General features: G+C 72.8%; 18 protein-coding genes and 1 tRNA gene. 13 read left to right on the plus strand and 6 right to left on the minus strand.

All coding sequences use genetic code 11. From position 1 onward, the window contains the following. Positions 1–7: 7 nt before the first annotated feature. From NFU81_RS18580 to NFU81_RS18590, 3 genes are all read right to left on the minus strand, one after another. Positions 8–1,030, minus strand: coding sequence for a LacI family DNA-binding transcriptional regulator (locus tag NFU81_RS18580; RefSeq protein ID WP_251491312.1), 1,023 nt, complete (start codon positions 1,028–1,030; stop codon positions 8–10). Between the two features lie 121 nt (positions 1,031–1,151). Continuing rightward, a complete protein-coding gene (locus NFU81_RS18585; protein ID WP_251491313.1) occupies positions 1,152–2,660 on the minus strand; it encodes an MFS transporter in 1,509 nt (502 codons plus the stop codon). A gap of 91 nt (positions 2,661–2,751) precedes the next feature. Beyond that, positions 2,752–4,602: an AfsR/SARP family transcriptional regulator gene (locus tag NFU81_RS18590; protein ID WP_251491315.1), complete on the minus strand. Its 1,851-nt coding sequence runs from the start codon at positions 4,600–4,602 to the stop codon at positions 2,752–2,754. Positions 4,603–5,314: 712 nt separating this feature from the next. Between NFU81_RS18590 and NFU81_RS18595 the strand changes: the two genes are divergently transcribed. Genes NFU81_RS18595 through NFU81_RS18635 form a run of 9 tightly spaced genes read left to right on the plus strand, consistent with a single transcriptional unit; the run spans position 5,315 to position 15,332 of the window. After that, on the plus strand, positions 5,315–6,547 hold the full coding sequence (locus NFU81_RS18595) for a sedoheptulose 7-phosphate cyclase (protein WP_251491317.1): 1,233 nt from the start codon (positions 5,315–5,317) through the stop codon (positions 6,545–6,547). Further along, complete coding sequence (locus NFU81_RS18600; protein ID WP_251491319.1) at positions 6,544–7,659, plus strand: sugar phosphate nucleotidyltransferase; 1,116 nt, start codon at positions 6,544–6,546, stop codon at positions 7,657–7,659. The genes NFU81_RS18595 and NFU81_RS18600 overlap by 4 nt, the downstream gene beginning before the upstream one ends. Further along, on the plus strand, positions 7,656–8,534 hold the full coding sequence (locus NFU81_RS18605; RefSeq protein WP_251491321.1) for an HAD family hydrolase: 879 nt from the start codon (positions 7,656–7,658) through the stop codon (positions 8,532–8,534). Before NFU81_RS18600 ends, NFU81_RS18605 begins: the two co-directional genes overlap by 4 nt. Before the next feature lie 21 nt (positions 8,535–8,555). Beyond that, a complete protein-coding gene (locus NFU81_RS18610) occupies positions 8,556–10,694 on the plus strand; it encodes a glycogen/starch synthase (RefSeq protein WP_251491325.1) in 2,139 nt (712 codons plus the stop codon). After that, positions 10,691–11,599: an NAD-dependent epimerase/dehydratase family protein gene (locus NFU81_RS18615; RefSeq protein WP_251491327.1), complete on the plus strand. Its 909-nt coding sequence runs from the start codon at positions 10,691–10,693 to the stop codon at positions 11,597–11,599. Before NFU81_RS18610 ends, NFU81_RS18615 begins: the two co-directional genes overlap by 4 nt. A 10-nt stretch (positions 11,600–11,609) precedes the next feature. Then, positions 11,610–12,698 carry an ROK family protein gene (locus NFU81_RS18620; RefSeq protein ID WP_251491329.1) on the plus strand — a complete coding sequence of 363 codons (1,089 nt, stop codon included), beginning with the start codon at positions 11,610–11,612 and terminating at the stop codon, positions 12,696–12,698. Next, on the plus strand, positions 12,695–13,792 hold the full coding sequence (locus NFU81_RS18625; RefSeq protein ID WP_251491331.1) for an MDR/zinc-dependent alcohol dehydrogenase-like family protein: 1,098 nt from the start codon (positions 12,695–12,697) through the stop codon (positions 13,790–13,792). The genes NFU81_RS18620 and NFU81_RS18625 overlap by 4 nt, the downstream gene beginning before the upstream one ends. Further along, the gene (locus NFU81_RS18630; RefSeq protein ID WP_251491333.1) at positions 13,789–14,550 is read left to right on the plus strand and encodes an SDR family NAD(P)-dependent oxidoreductase; all 762 of its coding nucleotides are present in this window, start codon (positions 13,789–13,791) and stop codon (positions 14,548–14,550) included. Before NFU81_RS18625 ends, NFU81_RS18630 begins: the two co-directional genes overlap by 4 nt. Further along, complete coding sequence (locus NFU81_RS18635) at positions 14,547–15,332, plus strand: sugar phosphate isomerase/epimerase family protein (protein ID WP_251491335.1); 786 nt, start codon at positions 14,547–14,549, stop codon at positions 15,330–15,332. The genes NFU81_RS18630 and NFU81_RS18635 overlap by 4 nt, the downstream gene beginning before the upstream one ends. Positions 15,333–15,357: 25 nt before the next feature. Here NFU81_RS18635 and NFU81_RS18640 read toward each other — a convergent pair. Next, positions 15,358–15,442: transfer RNA gene (locus NFU81_RS18640), tRNA-Leu, on the minus strand. Between the two features lie 129 nt (positions 15,443–15,571). Between NFU81_RS18640 and NFU81_RS18645 the strand changes: the two genes are divergently transcribed. The 3 genes from NFU81_RS18645 to NFU81_RS18655 all read left to right on the plus strand — a co-directional run bounded on the left by NFU81_RS18645 (position 15,572) and on the right by NFU81_RS18655 (position 18,277). Further along, positions 15,572–16,978, plus strand: coding sequence for a M20/M25/M40 family metallo-hydrolase (locus tag NFU81_RS18645; RefSeq protein WP_422665229.1), 1,407 nt, complete (start codon positions 15,572–15,574; stop codon positions 16,976–16,978). 146 nt (positions 16,979–17,124) lie between these two features. Beyond that, positions 17,125–17,358, plus strand: coding sequence for a chaplin (locus NFU81_RS18650; protein WP_251491354.1), 234 nt, complete (start codon positions 17,125–17,127; stop codon positions 17,356–17,358). Positions 17,359–17,488: 130 nt separating this feature from the next. Further along, positions 17,489–18,277 carry a chaplin gene (locus NFU81_RS18655; RefSeq protein ID WP_251491337.1) on the plus strand — a complete coding sequence of 263 codons (789 nt, stop codon included), beginning with the start codon at positions 17,489–17,491 and terminating at the stop codon, positions 18,275–18,277. 16 nt (positions 18,278–18,293) lie between these two features. Here the strand turns inward: NFU81_RS18655 and NFU81_RS18660 are convergent, their stop codons facing one another. Further along, positions 18,294–18,482 carry a DUF5703 family protein gene (locus tag NFU81_RS18660; RefSeq protein WP_205045756.1) on the minus strand — a complete coding sequence of 63 codons (189 nt, stop codon included), beginning with the start codon at positions 18,480–18,482 and terminating at the stop codon, positions 18,294–18,296. A gap of 47 nt (positions 18,483–18,529) precedes the next feature. Here NFU81_RS18660 and NFU81_RS18665 point away from each other — a divergent pair, with 47 nt between their 5' ends. Continuing rightward, a complete protein-coding gene (locus NFU81_RS18665) occupies positions 18,530–19,138 on the plus strand; it encodes a hypothetical protein (RefSeq protein ID WP_251491339.1) in 609 nt (202 codons plus the stop codon). Positions 19,139–19,178: 40 nt separating this feature from the next. Here the strand turns inward: NFU81_RS18665 and NFU81_RS18670 are convergent. Beyond that, the coding region (locus NFU81_RS18670) for a helix-hairpin-helix domain-containing protein (protein WP_251491341.1) at positions 19,179–20,986 on the minus strand (1,808 nt) is incomplete at its 5' end.

Genomic DNA, 20,986 nt, shown 5'->3' on the forward strand with positions numbered 1-20,986 from the left:
GCGGGCGTCAGGCCGGCCGGCGGCCAGGGGCGGATCCGGTGGAGCCGCGGGCCACGAGTTCGGGGGCGAAGGTGAACTCGGCGTTCCCGGCCGGATGGCCGCCGATCTGGTCCGCGAGCGCCTGGACCGCGGCGATGCCCATGGCCTCGACCGGTTGGCGCAGGGTCGTCAGGGGGGGATCGGTGTAGGCGATCAGGGGGGAGTCGTCGAAGCCGATCACCGAGACGTCGCCCGGGACGTGGAGACCGCGAAGGCGTGCGGCGCGTATCGCGCCGATGGCGAGCTGGTCGCTGCCGCACACGATCGCGGTGCATCCGCGTTCCAGGAGGCGGCCCGCCGCGACATGCCCGCCCTCCACGCTCCACAGGGAGTGCTCGGTCATCCGTGCGGCGTCGCCGGGCGGCAGGCCCACGGTCCCGGCCAGGGCCGCGGTGAACCCGGCTGCCATGCGGCGGGCCGGAACGTACCGGTCGGGTCCTGTCGACAGGCCGATGCGGACGTGGCCGAGCTGAGCGAGGTGCTGCACCGCCAGTTTCATGCCGACGGACTCGTCGGGGGTGACGAACGGCGCGGCGATGCCCTCGCGGTAGCCGTTGATCAGCACGAACGGCATACCGCGGTCGGACAGCCGCTGGTAGCGCCCGGTGCCGTGGGCGTGGTCGCTGTGCATGCCGTAGAGGAAGACGATCCCCGCCACGTTCTCGTCGAGGAGCGTCCGCACGAGGTCGTCCTCGGTGGCGGCCTCCGGGTCCTGCGGGCACAGCACCGGGTGGTAGCCGTGCCGGAGCAGGCCCTGGGCGATGGCCTGGGTGAAGGCCGGGAAGACCGGGTTGTGCAGTGCCGGGGTGATCAGCCCGACGAGGCCTCTGGCCGCGGGCCTCGCGGCGGGCGGCCGGGGTTCGCCGAGCGCGGTCACGGCCGCGCGCACCCGGTCGTGGGTCGCCGCGGTGACACCGGGACGTCCGTTCAGGACACGGCTGACGGTGGCCTGGCTGACGCCTGCCCGCGCCGCTATGTCGATGAGTCGCACCGGCCCCTGCCCTGGCCTCCCGGATTTCTCCACCCTCGACACTGTAGGCGGGCACGGGCCGCGGCATGCGCCCGCGGAACCCGCCGCCCTGCCGGCCGGGAGACCCGGCGGGCGGGTGCGGTCAGCCGATCCGGGCCGCGGGTCCCTCCTCCGCTGCCGGCGTGCTCGGCTGTTCTCCCGGAGCGCGCCCGGTGCCGGGGTCCGCGGCGCCTGCCCGGCCCGGCAGCAGGGACAGGCAGGCCCACAGGGCCAGGAGCATGATGCCGGTGGCCGCCAGCAGGGCGTAGCGGTAGCCGGTGGTCAGGTCGGCGGCGCCGACCGGGTGGCCGCCGGCGGCATGGTGGCTGCCCCAGGTGGCCACCGTGGTGATGACCGCCAGTCCGACAGCCGCGCCGATCTGCTGCGAGGTGCCGAGCACGCCCGAGGCGAGTCCTGACCCCTCGTCGTCGGCGCCTGCGGTACCCGCGACGGTGAAGGCCACGAAGACGATGCCGCCCGCGCCCAGGAGCAGCAGCGGCCCCAGCACCTCCCGCTGGTACGGGCCGCCGGAGATGCGGGACAGCCACACCACCCCGGCGGTGAAGAGCACCAGCCCCGTGGCCGTGCAGGCCCGGAGGCTGAAACGGGCGAGCAGGCGCCCCGCGACGGAGGACACGAGGGTGCTCGCGATCGCCAGCGGGAGCACGGCGACGCCGGACCTGAGGGGGGAGTAGCCCAGCACGCTCTGCAGGTAGAGGCTGAGGACGATGTACATCGGCGAGATGACCATGTTGATCAGCGCGGCGACGAGGTTGGCCCCGCGCAGCGGCCGCCGCCGGAAGATGCCCATCGGGACCAGCGGGTGGGAGCGGCGCAACTGGATCGCCAGGAACGCGCCCAGCAGGAGGCACGCCAGCGGTCCCAGCCAGAGGATCCGGCCCGACGTCCAGCCCGTCGTCGGCCCGTTGATGAGGACGTAGACGAACAGGATCAGCCCGGCCGTGACGGTGACCGCGCCGGGCAGGTCGAAGGTGGTGCGGGACGTACCGCGGTCCGGTGGCAGCAAGCGCAGCGCCAGGGCCGCGCAGGCGCACGCCACGGGCACGTTCACGTAGAAGACGGCCTCCCAGCCCCACAGGTCGGTGAGGACGCCGCCGGCGAACAGGCCGACCGACCCGCCGGCGGCGGCCGCGGTGCCCATCACCGCGAGGGCGTGGTTGCGGAGGTCGGCCCCGGCACGGTCGCGGTCCGGGAACACCCTCAGGATGAGGGACAGGGCCGACGGCGAGACCAGGGCGGCGGCCAGCCCCTGGGCGCCGCGGGCGGCGATCAGCCAGCCGGGTGCCGGCGCCAGCCCGCCGACCAGCGAGGCGGCGGCGAACAGCAGCAGGCCGCCGGTGAACAGCCGGCGCCGTCCCACGTAGTCGCCTAGCCGACCGCCGAGTATCAGGAAGCCCCCGTAGAGCAGCGTGTACGCGTTGGGGATCCAGGACGTGTCCTGCGAGGCGAAGCCCAGGTCGCGCCCGATGGAGGGCAGGGCCACGCCGACGATCGCTGCGTCCAGGATCAGCATGAACTGGGTGGTGACCAGCAGTGCGAGCGTGCCTCTGCGGCCCTTCATCGCGTCGTGCACAGGGGTGGTGCCGGCCATGGCGCGTCCTTGGGGATGTGGGGCGGCCCGGGGGCCGGAGTGGCTGACGGCGAAGTGTCGTTGGGCGGGACCCGTGTCCTGTCGCCCCGGGTCAGGACGCGCGTGCACGAGAGCCGCACGCAGCGGGCCGGCGGGCGCGCAGGACCGGGGCGTTGGCCGAGGAGGGGGCGGGCGGGCGGCCCTGGTCGCCCTCCGGTCGCGGGGATCCGTCCCGGTCGGCGAAGGCCAGCCGGAGCATGCGGGGGACCGAGAACCTCAGGTCCCCGGCCGGTCCTGCCGCGGTCTCCAGCAGGTGGCAGGAGGCCAGCGACTCCACCAGGTGCTCGGCCTGTGTACGCCCGATTCCCAGACCGGACTCCAGCGCCGGGAGGCCGCGCACGGGTGCGCAGTCGCGGCACAGCATGTCCAGCGCCTGGCGCTCGCGTTCGCCGAGTCGCGCTCGGCTGTCCCGCAGCAGGCGCCCCACGTCCAGGTGCGCACTGCTCAGCTCGGTCAGCCGCCGCCGCTCGTCGGAGAGCCGCCCGGCGAATTCCCGCAGCGAGCGGGCCGGCCAGGCGACCAGCTTCTCCGCGGCGGCGCGGATCGCAATCGGCAGGCCGTCGCACAGCCGTACGATCTCCTCGGCCGCGTGGAGCTCCTTGTCCACCCGCAGCGGTCCGGCGACCGCGGCGAGCAGGGCCACCCCGCCTGCCATCCCCACGGGACCCAGCGGAATCGTGGTGGTCGCCCCGAGGAAGCCGCCCAGCCGGTGCCTGGAGGTGACGAGCACGGTGCAGTTGGCCCCGGCCGGCAGCAGCGGGAGGATCTGCTCGGTGGACGCCGCGTCGTCCAGCAGCAGAAGCAGCCGGCGATGGACGGCCCATCCTCGGAACAGCCGCGTCAGGTCGTCCAGGCGCTCCGGCGTCTCGTCCGGCGGCAGCCCGACGGTGGCCAGGAACGACCGCAGTATTTCCGCGGGTTCGCTGGGTGTGCCGTCCGGACGGTGCAGCACGGCGAAGAGCTGGCCGTCCGGGAAGTGGGCCTGGAGGCGGTGCCCGGCGCGTACGGCGGTCACGGTCTTCCCCGTTCCCACCCCTCCGGTGATCACCACCACCCGCAGACCCGGGTCCTTCGCCCCGGTCGTGGCGCGCGCCGCCTCGTCGATCGCCGCCAGCGCGTGCTCCCTGTCCACGAGGTGGTCGAGCTCCGGCGGCAGCTGGTAGGGCGAGGGACTCCAGGCGGGGCCGGAAGCGGGCGGGTCGGGGCGCAGGTCCCACAGCGTCGAGTCACCGCTCAGAACGCGCTGCTGGAGTTCGCGCAGCCGGGGCGAGGGCTCCAGGCCGAGTTCGGCGATCATGGACCTGCGCGCCCCGCGGTAGGCCGCAAGGGCCTCGCGGTCCATGCCCGAGCGGTGCGCGGCCAGCATGAACTGCGCGCAGAACTCCTCGTGCAGCGGATAGCGGATGGTGAGGGCCTTCAGCTCCCCCACCAGGGCGCGGTGGCGGCCGAGCCGGAGGTCGGCGTCGATGCGCTCCTCGAGGGCCTGCAGCCGCAGGTCCTCGATGCTGGCGCGTTGCGCGGACAGCATCGGCCCTGGTTCGACCCCGGTGAACGCGTCACCCGTCCAGAGGTCCAGCGCCCGGTGCAGCAGGCTCGAAGCCGTGGAGACGTCCCCCCTGCGCAGGGCGGCCTTCCCCCGCGAGTAGCCCTCCTTGAACTGCCACAGGTCGAGTTGCCCCGGCTCGACCCGGATCCGGTACCCGTTCGCGTGGGTCTCCAGCAGATCGCGCCCGTCTGGATCGGTGTCGCGCCGCAGCGCCGCACGCAGGTTGTACACGTGCGTCTGCGCGGTTTTCCTGGCGAGCCGTGGCGCGCGGTCACCCCATAATTCCTCGATCAGCTGTTCCATGGGGACGACGTGTTCGGCACGGGAGAGCAGCAGGGACAGGACGCGCCGCACCATGGGTGCGCTGGGTGTGCGCAGCTCATCGCCACTGCGGACTTCAAGGGGACCCAGAACGGAGAAGTACAACGATGGCTCCTGGGAATCGCTTGCGTACAAGATGCCAGGACTTCACCGGAGGTGAAGGCGCGAAAAGCGCCGCTGCATCCGATGCCGAGGCTATTCAGCGCGCCCTGGGCGCCGGTTGTCCAAAGAAGTCAAGTCCCCATAGTGACAACAGTGCAACCGCGCACACGCGGTTTCTGGCCACGGCGGTCCCGCCGGAAGGCGTATATCACCCTCGGTCATGGATGTGGACGTGTCGGCAGGTCAGCGATCGCGCCACCGCTGCCTGCAGGGGCGATGTGTAGAACCCGACTTCCGGAGTGCAACATTCAATTCACAGCGACGTCATTCCGGGAGCGGCGGGGGCGCGTGCGCGTCCTCATGCGAAGCCAATTATGGCGTGTTCACACCTGCCCCACCGGTACCGCCGCGACCTGCTGTGCGGCCTGCCCGCCGGCGCAGCCGGGGGCCGCCGGGTCCGCCGCCGCGGGCCGTTGAGCGGTCCTTGGCCGTGCGTTGACCGTGCTCACCGAGGATGAGCCCCGGGGGTCCTGCCGCGTTGCTCCGCTGTCCTGGCCCAGTGCTCCTTGTCGCACTCGTGCCTGTTCCGCAGGCCAGGGCACGCCGATGATCCGCCTTCCTTCGTCTCACGGCAGGAGAGAGACTCATGGCGACAACCACATCTGCCGAACCGGCACTCGACTCCGAGGCCGACGGCCTGTACGCCTACGGCCTTCCGCACCAGAAGCACTGGAAGGTCGTCACCAGCAAACCGGTCAACTACGAGGTGCGCTTCCGGTCCGGCCTGCTCGACCCCGGTGATCCCACCCTCGTCAGCGCCGGAGCGCCCGCTTCGCACATCCCGCAGCGGCGGCTCCTGGTGGTCGAGACACAGGTGCACGCTCTGTACGGCGAGCGTATCAGCGCCTATTTCTCCGCCCGTTCTGTCGCTCATGAGTTCTGCGTCATCGACGCACACGAACAAGTCAAGACAATGGAATCGGTCTTCACTGTCGTCTCCGCGATGGACCGGTTCGGAGTTCCCCGCCGCAGGGAGCCCGTGATCGCCTTCGGCGGCGGTGTCCTCACCGACATCGTCGGTCTGGCGACCAGCCTCTACCGGCGTTCGACTCCCTATGTCCGCGTACCCACCACGCTGATCGGCATGATCGACGCGGGAATCGGCGCCAAGACCGGGGTCAATTTCGAACGGCACAAGAACCGCCTCGGCACCTACCACCCGTCGTTGACCACGCTGATCGACCCCGCCTTCCTGCGCACACTGGGCCAACGGCACATCAGTAACGGGCTGGCCGAGATCCTGAAGATCGCCCTGGTCAAGGACGCCAGGCTGTTCGGGCTGCTGGAGACGCACGGTACGCGGCTCGTGGAGGGACGGCTGCAGTCCGTTCAGGGCGGGGTGGGCAAGGGCGTCGCGGAGGAGGTCCTGCAGCGTGCGATCCACGGCATGCTGGAGGAACTCCAGCCGAACCTGTGGGAACACCAGCTGCGGCGCATCGTGGACTACGGCCACTCGTTCTCCCCGCTGATCGAGATGAACGCGCTGCCGGAACTCCTGCACGGTGAGGCCGTCGGTATCGACATGGCCTTCAGCACCGCACTGGCCCACCGGCGCGGCCTGGTCACGGGCGAGCAGCAGAGCCGGATACGGCAGGTCATGCGTGCGCTGGGGCTGCCGCTGTGGCACCGCACCTGTACGCCCGAGCTGATGGCCCGGGCGCTCGACGAGACGGTCATGCACCGCGACGGGCGCCAGCACATACCCCTGCCGGACGGCATCGGCTTCGCACGCTTCGTGGACGACCTCGGCCACACCGAACTGGCGGCCGCGCTGGCGGACCTGGTGCCGCGCGGCAGCATGGCGAGGGAGACCACGTGACCGCGCAGAACGGTGTCCGGGCCATCCTGCTCGCCGGAGGCGAGGGACGGCGGATGGGGCGGCTGGGAACGGGGCGCCTGAAACCGCTGATCCCCTTCGGCTCCACCAGCAGGCTCATCGACTTCAGCCTGGCCAACGCCCGCCGCTCGGGACTCGGCGAAGTCCTCCTGCTCTCCCAGTACGAGGAGCGGCAGTTGATGGACGACCTCCACTCGGTGTGGAACCAGGACCCCGGGTTCCGGGTGCACTTCGGGCCGTACGACGACGCGTACCGGGCGGTGCCCCCCGGCCGCACGCCGGTCGAACTGCCCGCTCGCACCTGGCCCAGCGAAAGGGGCACCGCCGACGCGCTGTTGAGCAAGTCCCGGTACGTGTTCGGCGGGCAGCCGTCGGAAGTCCTGATCCTGCACGCCGACCACGTGTACGGCTACGACTACCGGCCGATGCTGCGGGAGCACCGGGAGTCCGGTGCCGCCCTGACGGTGTCCTACCAGCGCATAGAGCGGCGCTTCGTGCACCTGTTCGGAATGGTCGCATTCGACGGAGCCGGCCGGCTCACCGCCTTCGTGGAGAAGCCGGAGAACCCCGAAGGGGACCTGGTCTTCGCCGCGTTCTGCGTCTTCGACGCCCGGGTGCTGCAACGCTATCTGGAACTGCTGGACGGCACCGACTGGCAGCACGACATCAGCCGGGACGTGATTCCCGCCATGCTGGCCGGTGGGGAGCACATCCGGGGGCACCTGGTGGACGGCCACTGGGAGGACATCGGCACCGTCGACCGGTACCACCGGGCGCACCTGGCGCTGCTGGACCCCGATCCCTCCCTCGCGCTGAGCGGGCTGCCCCGCACCATCCTTCCGCACATCGGGCGCCGCCTGGTCGGCGAGGCCGCCGGGATCAGTCGCTCCATCGTCCCGGACGACCTGGTCAACGAGGGCCGGATCGAGCACAGCGTGGTCTTCCCCGGGGCGCGGATCGGCCGCGGGGCACTGGTCCGGGACAGCGTGCTGCTGCCCGGCGCCCGCGTGCCAGACGGGGCCGATGTGGAGTCGGCGATCCTCCTGGAGGACGGATTCGTCCAGCCCGTGGCCCGGCAGGTGACACCGCTGTGAGCGGTACGCCCGTGCCGGGCGGTCGCAGCGGACACCCGCCACGGCCGTTCCGCCTGGTCGCCACCGACCTGGACGGCACGCTGCTGCGCGGCGACCTGACCGTCTCCGAACGGACCCGGCGCGCGCTGCGCCTGGTGCGCGACGCGGGCGCCCGGCACGTGGTGGTGACCGGGCGCCCCGCCTCCGGCTGCCGCTGGATCCCCGAGGCGCTGGGCTACCGCGGAATCATGGTGTGCGGGCAGGGGGCGCAGTTGTACGACGCGCAGGCGCACCGGCTGCTGACCGCCACGAGCCTGGACCGCCACGTCGCCCGGTCCGCGGTGGCGCGGATCAGGGCCGCGGTCGGCCCGGTGTCCCTTGCCGTGCTCACCGCAGGACTCGACGGGCGGTTCCTGACCGGACCCGGATACGCGCTGCCCGGCGAGTTCCCGTCCTGCACCGAGGCGGCGGAGGACACCCTGTGGGACGAGCCCATCGACAAGGTGCTCCTGCGTCGTCCCGGTCTCGACGACGATGTCCTGACCGACACCGCGGCGGCGCTGTGCGGTCCGCACGCCACGGCGGTGCTCGCTGCGGACCGCCAGGTGGAGTTGCTGCCGGCCGGCGTGGACAAGGCGGCCGGCCTGGCCCGTGCGGCCGCGCTGCTGGGACTCGGCCACCAGGACACCATCGCCTTCGGCGACATGCCCAACGACCTGCCGATGCTGCGCTGGGCGGGCTACGCGGTGGCCATGGGCAACGCGCATTCCCAGGTGCTTGCGGCGGCGGACGAAGTCGCCCCCAGCAACACGGAGGACGGCGTGGCGGCGGTCCTGGAGCGGCTTTTCGGCCCCCGGTCCGCCCGGGGGGCATCGGCCGGCGTCGGAGCGGAATGACAGGAAGGGGAAGGGATCTCCATGCACATCGTCAAATTCACCTTCGAATGCGGAGGCTTCGACTTCGAGATGATGCGGGGAGGGATGTCCCTGTCCGCGTGGAACACCGCCCGTGAATTCGCCGCCCACGGCCACCGGGTGTCGATCGTCACCCCGGCCCACGGCCGTATCGGCTACCTGAGGGAGAAATTCCACCTGGAGGAGGTGGAGTATTCCCTGACGTACGACATGCCGCTGCTCCTCGACCGTGAGGTCTGGCCCGGTTTCCCCGCCGCGCTCACGGTGCCCCTGACCACCAGGGCGCACCGGATGACCCTGGACGGGGTGGACATCTACTTCCTGTCCAACGACTACCTCGATCTCCTGTCGGACCGGTTCTACCCGCCGAAGACGAGCGAAGGACACGAGCTGTCCTACTTCAAGCCGCTGGTGTTCCAGATCGACGGAATCCGCTTCATCGAGACGATGTTCGGCGGTGAGCAGATCGTCGTCCAGGCGTACGAGCCGCTTTACCACTACCTGCTCGCGCTGGCCTTCCGGGACTCCCCGCACACACGGGTGGTCTCCACGGTCGCCAGCAACATGCCGATCAACCAGAAGGTCTACCGACCCCAGGTCCAGACGCTCCTGGACCTGCTGTCCGTGGCGGCGGACCTGGACGCGTTCGCCGACCGGGAGGCGGGCACCGGCCTGGACGTCGTCCGCGGCCACATTCCCAGCACGCACCTGCACAGCGAGTACGGCCCCGACTACGTCGGTGTCTTCTCGATGGTCGTCACGTCCTGCGACCTGGTCAACTTCCTTTCCGAGGGGCAGAAGGACTTCTACTCCACGTTCCGGGACACGCCGTTCGAAGACCTCTTCCGCACGCTCACGGTGTCCCGCCTCCTCAGGGAGAACGCCCACAAGTTCTTCGTCGGCGGGTGCGCGATCTCCGACGCATGGCTGGGGCGGGATCCCGGTGCGGTGGATCGGAACAAGGTGCTCACGTCACTGGGACTGGATCCGGAACTCCCCACCTTCTACCACTCCTCGCGATACTCGGTGCACCACAAGGGCCAGGTCGAGATGATGCGGGCGATCGACCGGGTTCTCGCCTCCGACCGCGGCGTCAACTTCGTCGTGCGCTGCCTGCTGCGCGCCGGGGCGTCCGGATCGCAGGCCGCCGGGAACACGTATTTCCAGGAGGTCGCCGAGCGATATCCCGGCAACGTCTTCCTGGACTGGCGCATGGTGGACGAGGACACGCTGTTCGACCAGGCGTCCTCCGCGGACTTCTGCCTCTTCCCCTCGAAGTTCGAGCTGGACACCTTCTTGATCGCCCAGGGGGAGGCCATGGCCTGCGGGGCGGTCCCGATCGCCACCGCCCAGGAGGGGACCCGGCACTTCGGCCACCACCGCGACACCGCGAGCCCGGAGGCGACCGGATTCCCCCTCGACCGGTCCTTCCGCGAGGACGATCCGCTGCTCGCCGACGACCTGGTCTCACGCATCCGCCAGGCGGCCGCGATGTTCCGCGAGGACGCGCCCGCCTACGAGCGGCTCTCCGCCAACGCCCGGCGCGTCGCACGCGGGTTCACCTGGGAACGCGCCGCGCGCCGGCACCTGGAGATGTTCGCCCTCATCGACGGGGGAGGCGTCCCCGAGCTGTCCGACGACGACGCCCTGCGGTACGGCTGGTTCGACCGGCTCAGCGAGAAGGCGTGGTCCGAGGACCGTGAGCGGGTCTCCCGCGCCGCGATCACCCACGGGGACCTGGCCGCCTACCGGCGGTGCGGAGACGTCGACGACGCGGCCGTCTCGTCGATGTTCCGAGCCGCTTACAACCGGGGCCGCTTCGAGACCTGCCATCGCCTGGCGGCCGGCTCCTCCCGCGAGGACCTGATGTCCGTACTCCGGGAACGCTGCCGCCTCGAGCAGCACGACGGCCGGTGGTCGGTGGACTACCACTTCCCCGACGCCAGGCGCGTCGACGTCTTCCTGCCCGCGGCGCCGGATGCGGCCGCGGCGGACAGCGCCCGTCAGCCGCACACCCTGGCCCGCCGTGGCGCGTCCTTCACCGGCGCCTTCCCCGGGGCGGCGCCCGCAGGAACGCTCCACTTCCTGCTCACCCTGTCATCCGGACGCTTCGTCTGGGACCGGAAGGAGACCGCGTCATGAGAGTCCTCGTCACCGGGGCCCGCGGCAAGGTGGGCCGTGCGGCGGTGTCCGCCCTGCAAAGAGCCGGCCACGAGGTGGGAGCGACGGACCTGGGCGTGCCCGAGCGGGACCCGGAGCCGGGATCCGCCCCGTACGTCCAGGCCGACCTCACCGACGCCGGCCAGGTCCACGCACTGGTCAGCGGGGTGTCCGCCGGCGAGGGCCGCTACGAGGCCGTCGTGCACGCCGCGGCCCTTCCCACCCCGCGCGGCTACGCCCCGCACCTGGTGTTCTCCACCAACCTCGCGGCCGCCTTCAACGTCGTCGAGGCATCCGTACGCCTGGGCGTGCGGCGCCTGGTCAACATCTCCAGCGACTCGGTGACCGGATTCCTCTTCGCCGAACGCCCGTTCCTGCCCGACTACCTGCCCATCGACGAGGACCACCCGGTCTGGCCCCAGGATGTCTACGCCCTGGCCAAGCACTTCGGGGAGCAGCTCTGCGACTCCGCGGTGCGCCGGTCGGACCTGCGCTCCATCTCGCTCCGGCCGGCCTGGGCGCAGGACGCGCAGACCTACGCGCGCAACCTGGGACCCGTGGTGCGCGACAGCGCGAGGATGACCGGCATGGGCTGGGCCTACGTCGACGTGGAGGATCTCGCCGAGGCGATCCGCTGTGCCGTCGAGTCCGACCTGCCGGGGCACGAGGTCTTCTACATCGCCGGCCCGGACACCGCCGGAGGGTGCGCACTGCACGACGCGTGGCGGGCGAGGTTCCCCGGGGCAGGCACCGAACTGCGCCCCGTGGCGCGGCCGGATGCCAGCAGCGTGTCCAGCGCCAAGGCCGAGCGGCTGCTCGGGTGGCACGCGAAGAGGTCCTGGCGTGACTACCTCACACCGGACGGGGAGCCCGTACCGGGCCGCTGAGGCCACTGCGATGGCGCCCTCGACGGCCATCGTCCACCTTCGACACCGGCTGGAGGTCTCCGCCGTGGGCGCAACCGTACGACCGATCACCGTTCTCGACGTCGGGGGAACGTATCTGCGCTGGGCCGCCTGGTCTCCCGAGCACGGACTGGGGCAGGTGCGGTCCAGGCCGTCGCCGAGCCGGTCGCGGCTGCCGGGCGCCGCCGTGGAGGACCTGCAGGCGACCCTGGTGGACGCCATGGCCGAGCCGGTGCCGCCCGCGGGAGTCGCCGGGGTGTCCTTCGGCGCGGCACTCGACCACCGGGCGGGAACGGTCTACGCGTCCGCTCCGCTGTGGGGCGCCTCCGTCCGGCCCTTCGACCTGCTCGGCGCCCTGCGCGCGGCCCGCCCCGATGTGCGCTGGCACATCGTCAACGACGTCACGGCCGCCCTGCTGCACCTGGCGGACTCGCCGCCGGCGCGGGAACGGCGCAAGATCCTGCTCGCGACCATCAGCACCGGCATCGCCTGCCGCAGCATCGACCAGCGAACCGGCGACATCCCGGTCGACGGCTGCGGACTGCAGGGGGAGATCGGGCACCTGCCGGCGTCCGTGGCCCTCGACGGCGTGCCGGTGGACCTGCGCTGCGACTGCGGACATCTCGGGCACGTGGCGGCATTCTCGTCCGGGCCGGGCATCTGCAGGCTGGCGGAGGTCCTGCGCGACCGCGAGCCCGAGCGCTGGAACGCGTCCCCGATCGGTACCCGGCTCGCCTCCGCGGAGACGTTCGAGGCTGCGCTGGCGGCGGCGCTCGACGAGGGCGACCCCGTGGCGACCCGCCTGCTCGACGCGGCGGCCGGCCCGGTGGCTGACGTGGTCCGCACCGCGCTGTGCCTGGATCCGCGGATCGACCTGGTCGCCTTCACCGGCGGGGTCGCGACAGCGCTCGGCGCCCACTACCGCGCCGCCGTCCTGGGACACCTGGAGCGGTCCGGGCTGTATCTCACCAGCCAGCGGGAGCCCGGCTGGGTGCGCGACCGCATCATGGTCTGCGGCCCGGGCCAGGCGAACGGGCTCGTCGGAGCCGGACTCGCCGCGATCGCCGGGGAGGCGGCATGAGCGCGCACCGGGCGATCGTGCGAGCGGGCGGCACCGTGTCCGTCGCCACGCGGCCGACCCCCGCGCCGAGGACGGGCGAACTGAGCGTCGCGACGCTCTGCGCAGGCCTGTGCGGCACCGACATCCAGATCCTCCGCGGCCTGCGCGACGACCCCGCACCGGTGATCGGGCACGAGGGGATCGCCCGGGTGGTGGCCGTCGGCGACGACGCTCCGGCGTGGTGCACGCCGGGCACCCTGGTCGCGGTCAACCCGACCCACCCGACCGACCCCGGCTTCCTGCTGGGGCACAACGTCGACGGTCTGCTGCAGGAACGGACCCTGCTGCCGGCCGCGGCGCTCACCGGCGGCATGGTGGTGCCGCTGCCCGCGGCAACCGACGTCGGCCTGGCACCGCTGCTGGAACCGCTGGCGGTCGTCGAGTACGCGCTGGGCGCGCTGAGCGCGTTCGCTCCCCGGACACTGCTGGTCCTCGGGGACGGCACGATCGGGCACCTCGCCGTCCGCGCGGCCCGCCGCAAGCTCGGCGAGGACGTGCGCGTGGTACTGGTGCACCACACCGCGGAAGGCCGGGTGTTCAGCCGGTCGCTGCCGCACCACGCCGATCTGCTGCTTACCCCCGCGGAGTTGGCGGCCGCGCGGCCGGCCGGGCCGGTCGCGGCCCTGCTCGCCACCCCCCGGGACGCCACCGTCGCCGCACTGGAGGCGGTGCTCGCCGTCGCGGGGCCGGACCTCGTGGTGGACATCGTGGGCGGGCTGCCGCACGGGGCGCGCACCGCGGCGCTGCCCGGACTCGACCTCGCCTCCGTCCGCGCGGCGAACTGCGGCGGCCTTCCCGATCCGCCGCGGATCACCACGACCGGCAGGGGCGTACGGCTCTTCGGGCACCGGGGGGTGGCCAACCACCATCTGCTCACCGCCGCCGCCGAACTGGCCCTCGCCCCCGGGCACTACCGCGACCTGATCACCCATGAGACCGATCTCGCCGGCGCGGCCCGCGTCATGCGGCGCCTGGCAGGCTCGCGGAACCGGGTCATCGACGGCCGGCGGCTGGTCAAGTGCGCGGTGCGGATCAACGACAGGGAGGACGCATGACGACCCGTACACCCCTGGCCGGCCACCGCAGCATCGTCGTCGGCGGCTCGACGGGCATCGGCAGGGGAATCGCCGACGCCTGGGCCGCCGCGGGCGCCGAGGTGACCGTCCTCAGCCGCACCCGCCCCGCCGGTCCCGGTGCGGGACTGCTGCGGTGGGAACGCGTGGACCTCACGGAACCCGCTCACGCGCGGGCGCGCCTGACCGAGTCGGCGGGGGGACGGCTCGACGCCGTGTGCTTCTCCTCCGTTCACTACGGCGCCAGGCGTGCCCTCTTCAGCGACGTGAGCGAGCAGGAGTGGCACGACCAGCTGGCGGTCAACACCACCGGCCTGTGGATCACCCTGGCGGCGACCCTGCCGTCGCTGCGAGCCGCGGGCGCCGGGCTCTTCCTCGGGGTGTCGTCGGAGGTCGCCTTCAACGCCGGCCCGGCCAGGTCCGGTTACGCCGCCTCGAAGGCAGCGGCGAAGAGCCTGCTGGACTCGGTCGCCCAGGAGGAGGACGGCACGCGCGTCCGCATCGTCCAGGTCCTGCCCTCCGGGATGGTGGACAGCCCCGGCATCCGCCGCCGCCGGCCGCCCGACTTCGATTACAGCTCCTACATGAAGCCGTCGGACTTCGCCGGGGTGGCCACTGAGCTGGGCGCGACGGCCGGAGGAGGACACCACGGTGACTGCCTGGTCGTCGGCGCGGACGGGAGCTGGTGGTCGGCCCGGGACTCGGCCCCGGTCTCCCAGAGCCGTCCGGTGGGGCCGTGAAATGCCTGGTGGGCCTGGCCGAGTGGCGGCTGGCCGCGGCGGGACCCGAAGCGCTGCGGCTGGCACGTGCTGTCGGCGCCGACGGCGTGCAGGTCGACCTCGGGGGGCCGGGACGCGGCGAGTGGCTCGACGCGCCCGGGCGGATCGGCGCGCTGCGCGCGGCGGCGGAGTCGACCGGTGTGCGGCTGCTCGCGGTGGCGGGCAACCACCTCAACGACGTCGGCCTGATGTCACCGCGGGCACGCCCGGTACTGGAACGGCTGCTCGACGCCGCCGGTGCGCTCGCGGTACCGCTGGTGTTCGTGCCGAGCTTCCGGCGCAGCGCCATCGACGGTCCTGAGGCGTTCGACCGCACCGTCGAAGTGCTGCGGTGGGCGGCCGGACAAGCCGAAGCGCGGGGTCTGGCGCTGGCCAGCGAGAACGTCCTCACCGGCGGACAGGCGCGCCTGCTGGCCGAGCGGATCGGCTCCCCGGCCTTCCGCCTGGTGCTCGACACCTTCAACCCGGTCGCGGCCGGGCTGTCCTGCGCGGCGCTCGTCGCCGAGCTGAGCGACCTGCTCACCGACCAGGTCCACCTCAAGGACGGGCCGCCGGCCGTCGGCCCCACGCCGCTGCTGGGGACGGGGACGGGCCGGCTCGACGACACGCTCGGGGCGCTGGGCAATCACCGGGTGCCGGTACGCGCCCTGGTGCTGGAGAACGACTACCGTGACGGCGACCGCGAGCGGCTCGTCGCCGATCTGGCCTGGGCACGCAGGTATGCGGCGGGATTCCGCGGCTGAAAAGACCTGCCATGCGGAGAAAAAGTGTCCGAGGGGGGACTTGAACCCCCACGCCCGATAAAGGGCACTAGCACCTCAAGCTAGCGCGTCTGCCATTCCGCCACCCGGACGGGTGTGACGACACGGCCTCTCGGCCGTGGCGACGGGGTAAACCATAGCAAAGATCGGGGGTGCCGATCACCGCGAGCCCGGGGAGCGGGCCGGGTGAGCCTTGGGGGTCGCGGGGGGTGCGTAGCAGGATGGGGGGGCATCCGGCGCGTGCGGCGGGCGGGTGGTCGACGAGGAGGAGAGACAGCGTGAGCGAGTCCAGGCCCGGTAGTGCGGGCAGCGGATCAGTCACCGGTCCGATCAGCGGCGAGGACGAGGTCGTCGACCTGTGCAGTGAGCTGATCAGGATCGACAGCAGCAACTACGGGGACCACTCGGGGCCGGGGGAGCGGGCGGCGGCCGAGTACGTGGCGGAGAAGCTCGCGGAGGTGGGGCTGGCACCGCAGATCTTCGAGTCGCACCCGGGCCGCGCCTCCGTGGTGGCCCGGGTCGAGGGCGTGGACCGGTCCCGGCCCGCGCTGCTGATCCACGGGCACACCGACGTCGTCCCGGCCAACGCCGACGACTGGACCGTGCACCCCTTCTCCGGCGAGGTCGCCGACGGGTGCGTGTGGGGCCGGGGCGCGGTCGACATGAAGGACATGGACGCGATGACGCTGGCGGTGATCCGCGACCGGCTGCGCAGCGGCCGCAAGCCGCCGCGCGACATCGTGCTCGCCTTCCTCGCCGACGAGGAGGCCGGCGGCACCTACGGCGCCCGGTACCTGGTCGACAAGCACCCGGGCCTGTTCGAGGGCGTGAACGAGGCGATCGGCGAGGTCGGCGGCTTCTCCTTCACCGTCAACGACGACCTGCGGCTCTACCTGATCGAGACCGCGGAGAAGGGCATGCACTGGATGCGGCTCACCGTGGACGGCACGGCGGGCCACGGGTCGATGACCAACAAGGACAACGCGATCACCGAGCTGTGCGAGGCGGTCGGCCGGCTCGGCAGGCACGAGTTCCCGGTCCGCGTCACCAAGTCCGTGCGCGGCTTCCTCGACGAGCTGTCCGACGCGCTCGGCACCGAACTCGACCCCGAGGACATGGAGTCGACGCTCGCCAAGCTCGGCGGCATCGCCAAGATGATCGGCACCACCCTGCGCAACTCGGCCGCCCCGACGATGCTCGGCGCCGGCTACAAGGTCAACGTCATCCCCGGGCAGGCCACCGCCCACGTCGACGGCCGCTTCCTGCCCGGCTACGAGGAGGAGTTCCTCGCCGACCTCGACCGCATCCTCGGGCCGCGGGTCAAGCGCGAGTCCCTGCACAGCGACAAGGCCGTCGAGACCGACTTCGACGGCGCCCTGGTCGACGCGATGCAGGCCGCCCTGGTCGCCGAGGACCCGGGCGCGCGGGCGGTGCCGTACATGCTCTCCGGCGGCACCGACGCCAAGTCCTTCGACGACCTGGGCATCCGCTGCTTCGGCTTCGCGCCGCTGCGGCTGCCGCCCGAGCTGGACTTCGCCGGGATGTTCCACGGCGTGGACGAGCGGGTGCCGGTCGACGGACTGCGGTTCGGCGTCCGGGTGCTGGACCGCTTCATCGAACACAGCTGAGCCGTCGCTCGCGTGTACCCGTACCGGTGGTCTCCTTCGCCGGTACGGGTGATCTGCCCGATGCTTTCGTAGCTCTATTCCTCAGGGGGTCGTTACGACGGTGTGGTCCGCAGGCTGGGCTGCATTCGTCCATGAGGGAGAAGAGAATGATCAAGAAGGTCGTCGCCGCCGCGGTCGCCACGGGCGGTCTCGTGCTCGCGGGTGCGGGCATGGCTGCCGCCGACTCCGGAGCCCAGGGCGCCGCGGTGCAGTCCCCCGGCGTGCTGTCGGGCAACGTCGTCGAGGTCCCCGTGCACATCCCGGTGAACCTCTGCGGAGACACCGTCGACGTGATCGGGCTGCTCAACCCCGTCTTCGGTAGCGCCTGCGTCAACGATTAGTCCCGCCGCGGCCGCGCCACCTCGCGCGGCCCGCACCGGATCGGCCCCGGACGCAGCCAGCTGCGTGCCGGGGCCGCTCGCCGTTTCCAGGGAAAGTCCCTGAACGCAGCGGAAGGATAGGGGTAGCAAAATGCGACAGGTCGCAACCAAGGGCCTGCTCACCGTGGTCGCCACCGGCGGGGTCATCGCCGCGACCGGTGGTCTGGCGCACGCCGACGCGGGCGCCTACGGAACGGCCGCGGACTCACCGGGCGTACTGGCCGGCAACGCGGTCCAGGCGCCGGTGCACGTTCCGGTCAACCTGTGCGGCGACACCATCGACGTGGTGGGCCTGCTGAACCCGGCGTTCGGCAGCCACTGCGGCAACGTCTCCGCCCACCCGGGCGGCGGCTCCACCGCCCGCGGCGGCACCCACGGCTCTCCGGGCGTGGGCTCGGGCAACGCGGTGCAGGCGCCGGTGGACGTCCCGCTCAACCTGTGCGGCGACGGCGTGTCCGTGATCGGCCTGCTGAACCCGGTCTTCGGGGACAGCTGCGAGAACGCCGAGACTCCGCCCGGCAACCCGGGCACACCCGGCACCCCGCGGACACCCGGCCGGCCGGGAACGCCCGGCACCCCCGGTACGCCTGGGAACCCCGGCACTCCGGGCACCCCCGGTACGCCTGGGACTCCCGGCAACCCGGGCACACCCGGCACCCCCGGTACCCCGAGCACGCCGGTGACCCCGAGCACGCCGGGCAACCCCGGGACGCCCGGCACCCCGTACACCCCGGTGTCGCACCGCACCCCCGCGGTACCCGGCACCGGGACCCTCGCGCACACCGGCGCCGACGGCATGGCCGTGAGCGCCTTCGCCGCCGGTGCGCTGCTGCTCGGCGGTGCCCTGCTCTACCGCCGCGGACGCGGCGTCCGGAGCTGAACCGGAGCGGGTCACCTCACCAGGTGGCCCGCACCTGACGGATGATCCGGCGCCGCAGGCGCACGCGTCTGCTCCCGTCGGGATACAGGCGGAGCCGGTCGACCTCCCAGTGCCCGTACTCCGCCTCGTCGGTCAGCAACCGTGCCGCGTCCTTGCGCGAGACCCCACGCGGCACGTACATCTCTCTGAATTCGTATTCCGGCATCGCATCTATTGTGCAAGCAACGCCCCGGTGCGGATAGCGTCTCCCTCATGTCTGATGACGTGCAGCCCACGGCGGCCGAAGTCCGTGCCGCAGTCGAGGCGGTCAAGGCCGCGCTCGACCGGCATCTCGATGCGATCGAGAAGCGCAGCGGCGAGGACGACCCCGCCGTTCACCAGGCGTTCGAGGCGCTTGCCGCGGCCGCCGAGTCGTACGACGAGATGTTGTACGAGGCCTACGACGAGGTGACTCCGCTCGAAGTGCCCAGCGGCGGCTCGCTGCCGGAGTACGAGGGTCCCGAGGAGCCGGAGGCGATCAGCGTGCTGATCCGCCGCGACTACACGATCGTGGCGCCCGACCGGCTCTTCTCGCAGGCCAGGCATGCGAGCGAGGACACCGACGGGTCGGCGACCGCAACGGTCAACGCGGCGCTCGGGGTGATCTTCGGGGAGTACGAGCCCGATGAGATCGCCCAGCGGCACAAGGACTTCGGCTTCGAGGAGGGCGACTCCACGGTGTGGGTCTCCGCCGCCGAGCCGCCCGAGCCGGGGGAGTGGCTGGAGGCCCCCTTCGACCAGGCGGACCCGCACCTGGTGGTGTGCCGCTTCGACGTCAGCGCGGTCTTCGACGACGAGCTGAGCGCGCTCGACCTCGACTGAGCACCCGCCGGCCCCGGGGATCTCCCCCCGGGGCCTCAGCTCACCCCTGGGCCGTCAACTCGCGCAGTACCGCCGCCAGCCGGGTCGTGCGCTCCGCCGCCGGCGGTCCCGCCACGGCCTGGGTCAGGTGCTGGTCCGCGCCCTGCACCACCGAGAGGTGGCGCTCGCCGCGGCCGAAGGCGGTGTAGACCCAGGAGCGGGTCAGCAGCGGCCCCGCGTCGCCGGGGACGACCACCACCGCGGCGGGCCAGCGCATGCCGGCCGCCTGATGGCCGGTCACGGCCCACCCGTGCCGTACGGTCGCCGCCACGTCCTCCCGCGGTACCAGCACGGGACCCTGCTCGCACTCCAGCCGCAGGCCGTCCGGCTCGGCGCCGGTCACCGTGCCCGGCAGCGTACGGCCGGGTACGGGGACGTGTACGACCCGGTCGCCCGGGTCGAAGCCGCCGAAGCGGCCAGGACCCGGGTTGAGGCGCTCCTTGAGCGCGGCGTTGAGCGCCCGGGTGCCGACCGGGCCGCCGTGCCCGGTGGTGACCACCTGGACCTGCGCCCCCTCGACGCCGAAGGCCCGCGGCACCGAGTCGGCGACCAGCTGGACCGTACGGTGCACGGCCTCGCGCGGATCGCGTACCGGTACCACCACGACCTCCTTGTCCGGCGCCTCCACGGCGGTCAGCTCGCCCTCGCCGACGCAGGACACCAGCTCGCCGATCGGCCCCGGGTCCGGCGTGCGGGACACCACCCGCGGGCAGACCCGGGCCGCGAGCAGGTCGGCGAACACCCGGCCGGCGCCCGCGGACCACAGCGCGTGCGGGTCGCCGCTGAGCACCAGCCGGGCGCCGTCGGGGACCGACTCCACGAGGGTGGTGGCCTCCTCGACGGACAGCTGCGGCGCGTCGAGAACGGCCAGCAGGTCGAGGTCCAGGCTGCCGTCCGCGGCCCGGCCGGGACCTCCGGCTCCCGAGAGCAGGCCGTCCACGGTCACCGCCGCGTCCTCGCCCACCGCGGCGGCGAGCCTGCGGCGGCCGTTCTCGGTGTACGCGGCGGCGTACGCCCGCAGGCCGGCGGCGCGGGCGGCGGCCACCAGGGCGGCGGGCTCCGCGCGGGCCGCCTCGCCGCCGGAGTGCACGACCAGGCCGCTGCCGGCCGCGGCCTTGATCAGCTCGGCGGCCGACGGCGTCGGGGCCGCGGCCCGCGCCCAGTCCGGCTCGCCCCCGTCCCCGTCCCCGGGCTCGCCTTCGAAGGACCGCAGCAGGCGGAAGAAGCCCTCCGCGAGGCTCTCCTCGGCCATCGCGTAGCGGTCCAGGCCGAGCAGCAGCGGGACGTCCTCGTCGCCCGCTTCCTCCTCGTCGTCCCCGCCCTCGCGGAAGACCAGCACCTGGCCGTCGGTGACGGCCGCGCCGACCGCGGCCTCGGGATCGGGCAGCGCGTGCCCGCGCAGGGCGGCGTGCAGGTCGGCCGGCGGCAGCGCGGTGTGGCCGCGCAGGGCCGCGTCCTCCAGCACCCGGGCGACCAGCGCCCGCGCCCGCCGCTCGTCCCCCGGCCCGCACGCACCGCCGAGCAGGCCGCGCGCGAACGCGTCCCCCTGCTCCACCCGCACCCCGCCGACCCCGAGCAGCAGCCACGGGTCCTCCCGCAACTCGGCCGCGGCCCGCTCCCCGAGCACCCGCACCACATCCCCGGCCAACTCGCCCGGCGCCCCGCCCTCGACCAGCACCCGCGCGGCCGCGGCCACGGCCTCCGCGTCCACGACGACCTGCGTGCGCGATGCCTGCCCGCCTGCGGCGGCCTCGGACAGGCGGGCGCCCGGCGGCCGGGCGGCCTCGCCTGCGGGGCACTGGGGTGCGT

Origin of the sequence: Actinacidiphila cocklensis, assembly GCF_907177275.1 — a bacterium.
Taxonomy (GTDB): Bacteria; Actinomycetota; Actinomycetes; order Streptomycetales; family Streptomycetaceae; genus Actinacidiphila; species Actinacidiphila cocklensis.

Excerpts from the sequence above, each read along its gene's own strand:
- NFU81_RS18590 (WP_251491315.1), bottom strand. The coding sequence starts at position 4,602 with ATGGTGCGGCGCGTCCTGTCCCTGCTGCTCTCCCGTGCCGAACACGTC.
- NFU81_RS18625 (WP_251491331.1), top strand. The coding sequence starts at position 12,695 with ATGAGCGCGCACCGGGCGATCGTGCGAGCGGGCGGCACCGTGTCCGTC.
- NFU81_RS18630 (WP_251491333.1), top strand. The coding sequence starts at position 13,789 with ATGACGACCCGTACACCCCTGGCCGGCCACCGCAGCATCGTCGTCGGC.
- NFU81_RS18615 (WP_251491327.1), top strand. The coding sequence starts at position 10,691 with ATGAGAGTCCTCGTCACCGGGGCCCGCGGCAAGGTGGGCCGTGCGGCG.
- NFU81_RS18595 (WP_251491317.1), top strand. The coding sequence starts at position 5,315 with ATGGCGACAACCACATCTGCCGAACCGGCACTCGACTCCGAGGCCGAC.
- NFU81_RS18645 (WP_422665229.1), top strand. The coding sequence starts at position 15,572 with ATGGGGGGGCATCCGGCGCGTGCGGCGGGCGGGTGGTCGACGAGGAGG.
- NFU81_RS18585 (WP_251491313.1), bottom strand. The coding sequence starts at position 2,660 with ATGGCCGGCACCACCCCTGTGCACGACGCGATGAAGGGCCGCAGAGGC.
- NFU81_RS18620 (WP_251491329.1), top strand. The coding sequence starts at position 11,610 with ATGGCGCCCTCGACGGCCATCGTCCACCTTCGACACCGGCTGGAGGTC.
- NFU81_RS18655 (WP_251491337.1), top strand. The coding sequence starts at position 17,489 with ATGCGACAGGTCGCAACCAAGGGCCTGCTCACCGTGGTCGCCACCGGC.
- NFU81_RS18660 (WP_205045756.1), bottom strand. The coding sequence starts at position 18,482 with ATGCCGGAATACGAATTCAGAGAGATGTACGTGCCGCGTGGGGTCTCG.
- NFU81_RS18665 (WP_251491339.1), top strand. The coding sequence starts at position 18,530 with ATGTCTGATGACGTGCAGCCCACGGCGGCCGAAGTCCGTGCCGCAGTC.
- NFU81_RS18650 (WP_251491354.1), top strand. The coding sequence starts at position 17,125 with ATGATCAAGAAGGTCGTCGCCGCCGCGGTCGCCACGGGCGGTCTCGTG.
- NFU81_RS18610 (WP_251491325.1), top strand. The coding sequence starts at position 8,556 with ATGCACATCGTCAAATTCACCTTCGAATGCGGAGGCTTCGACTTCGAG.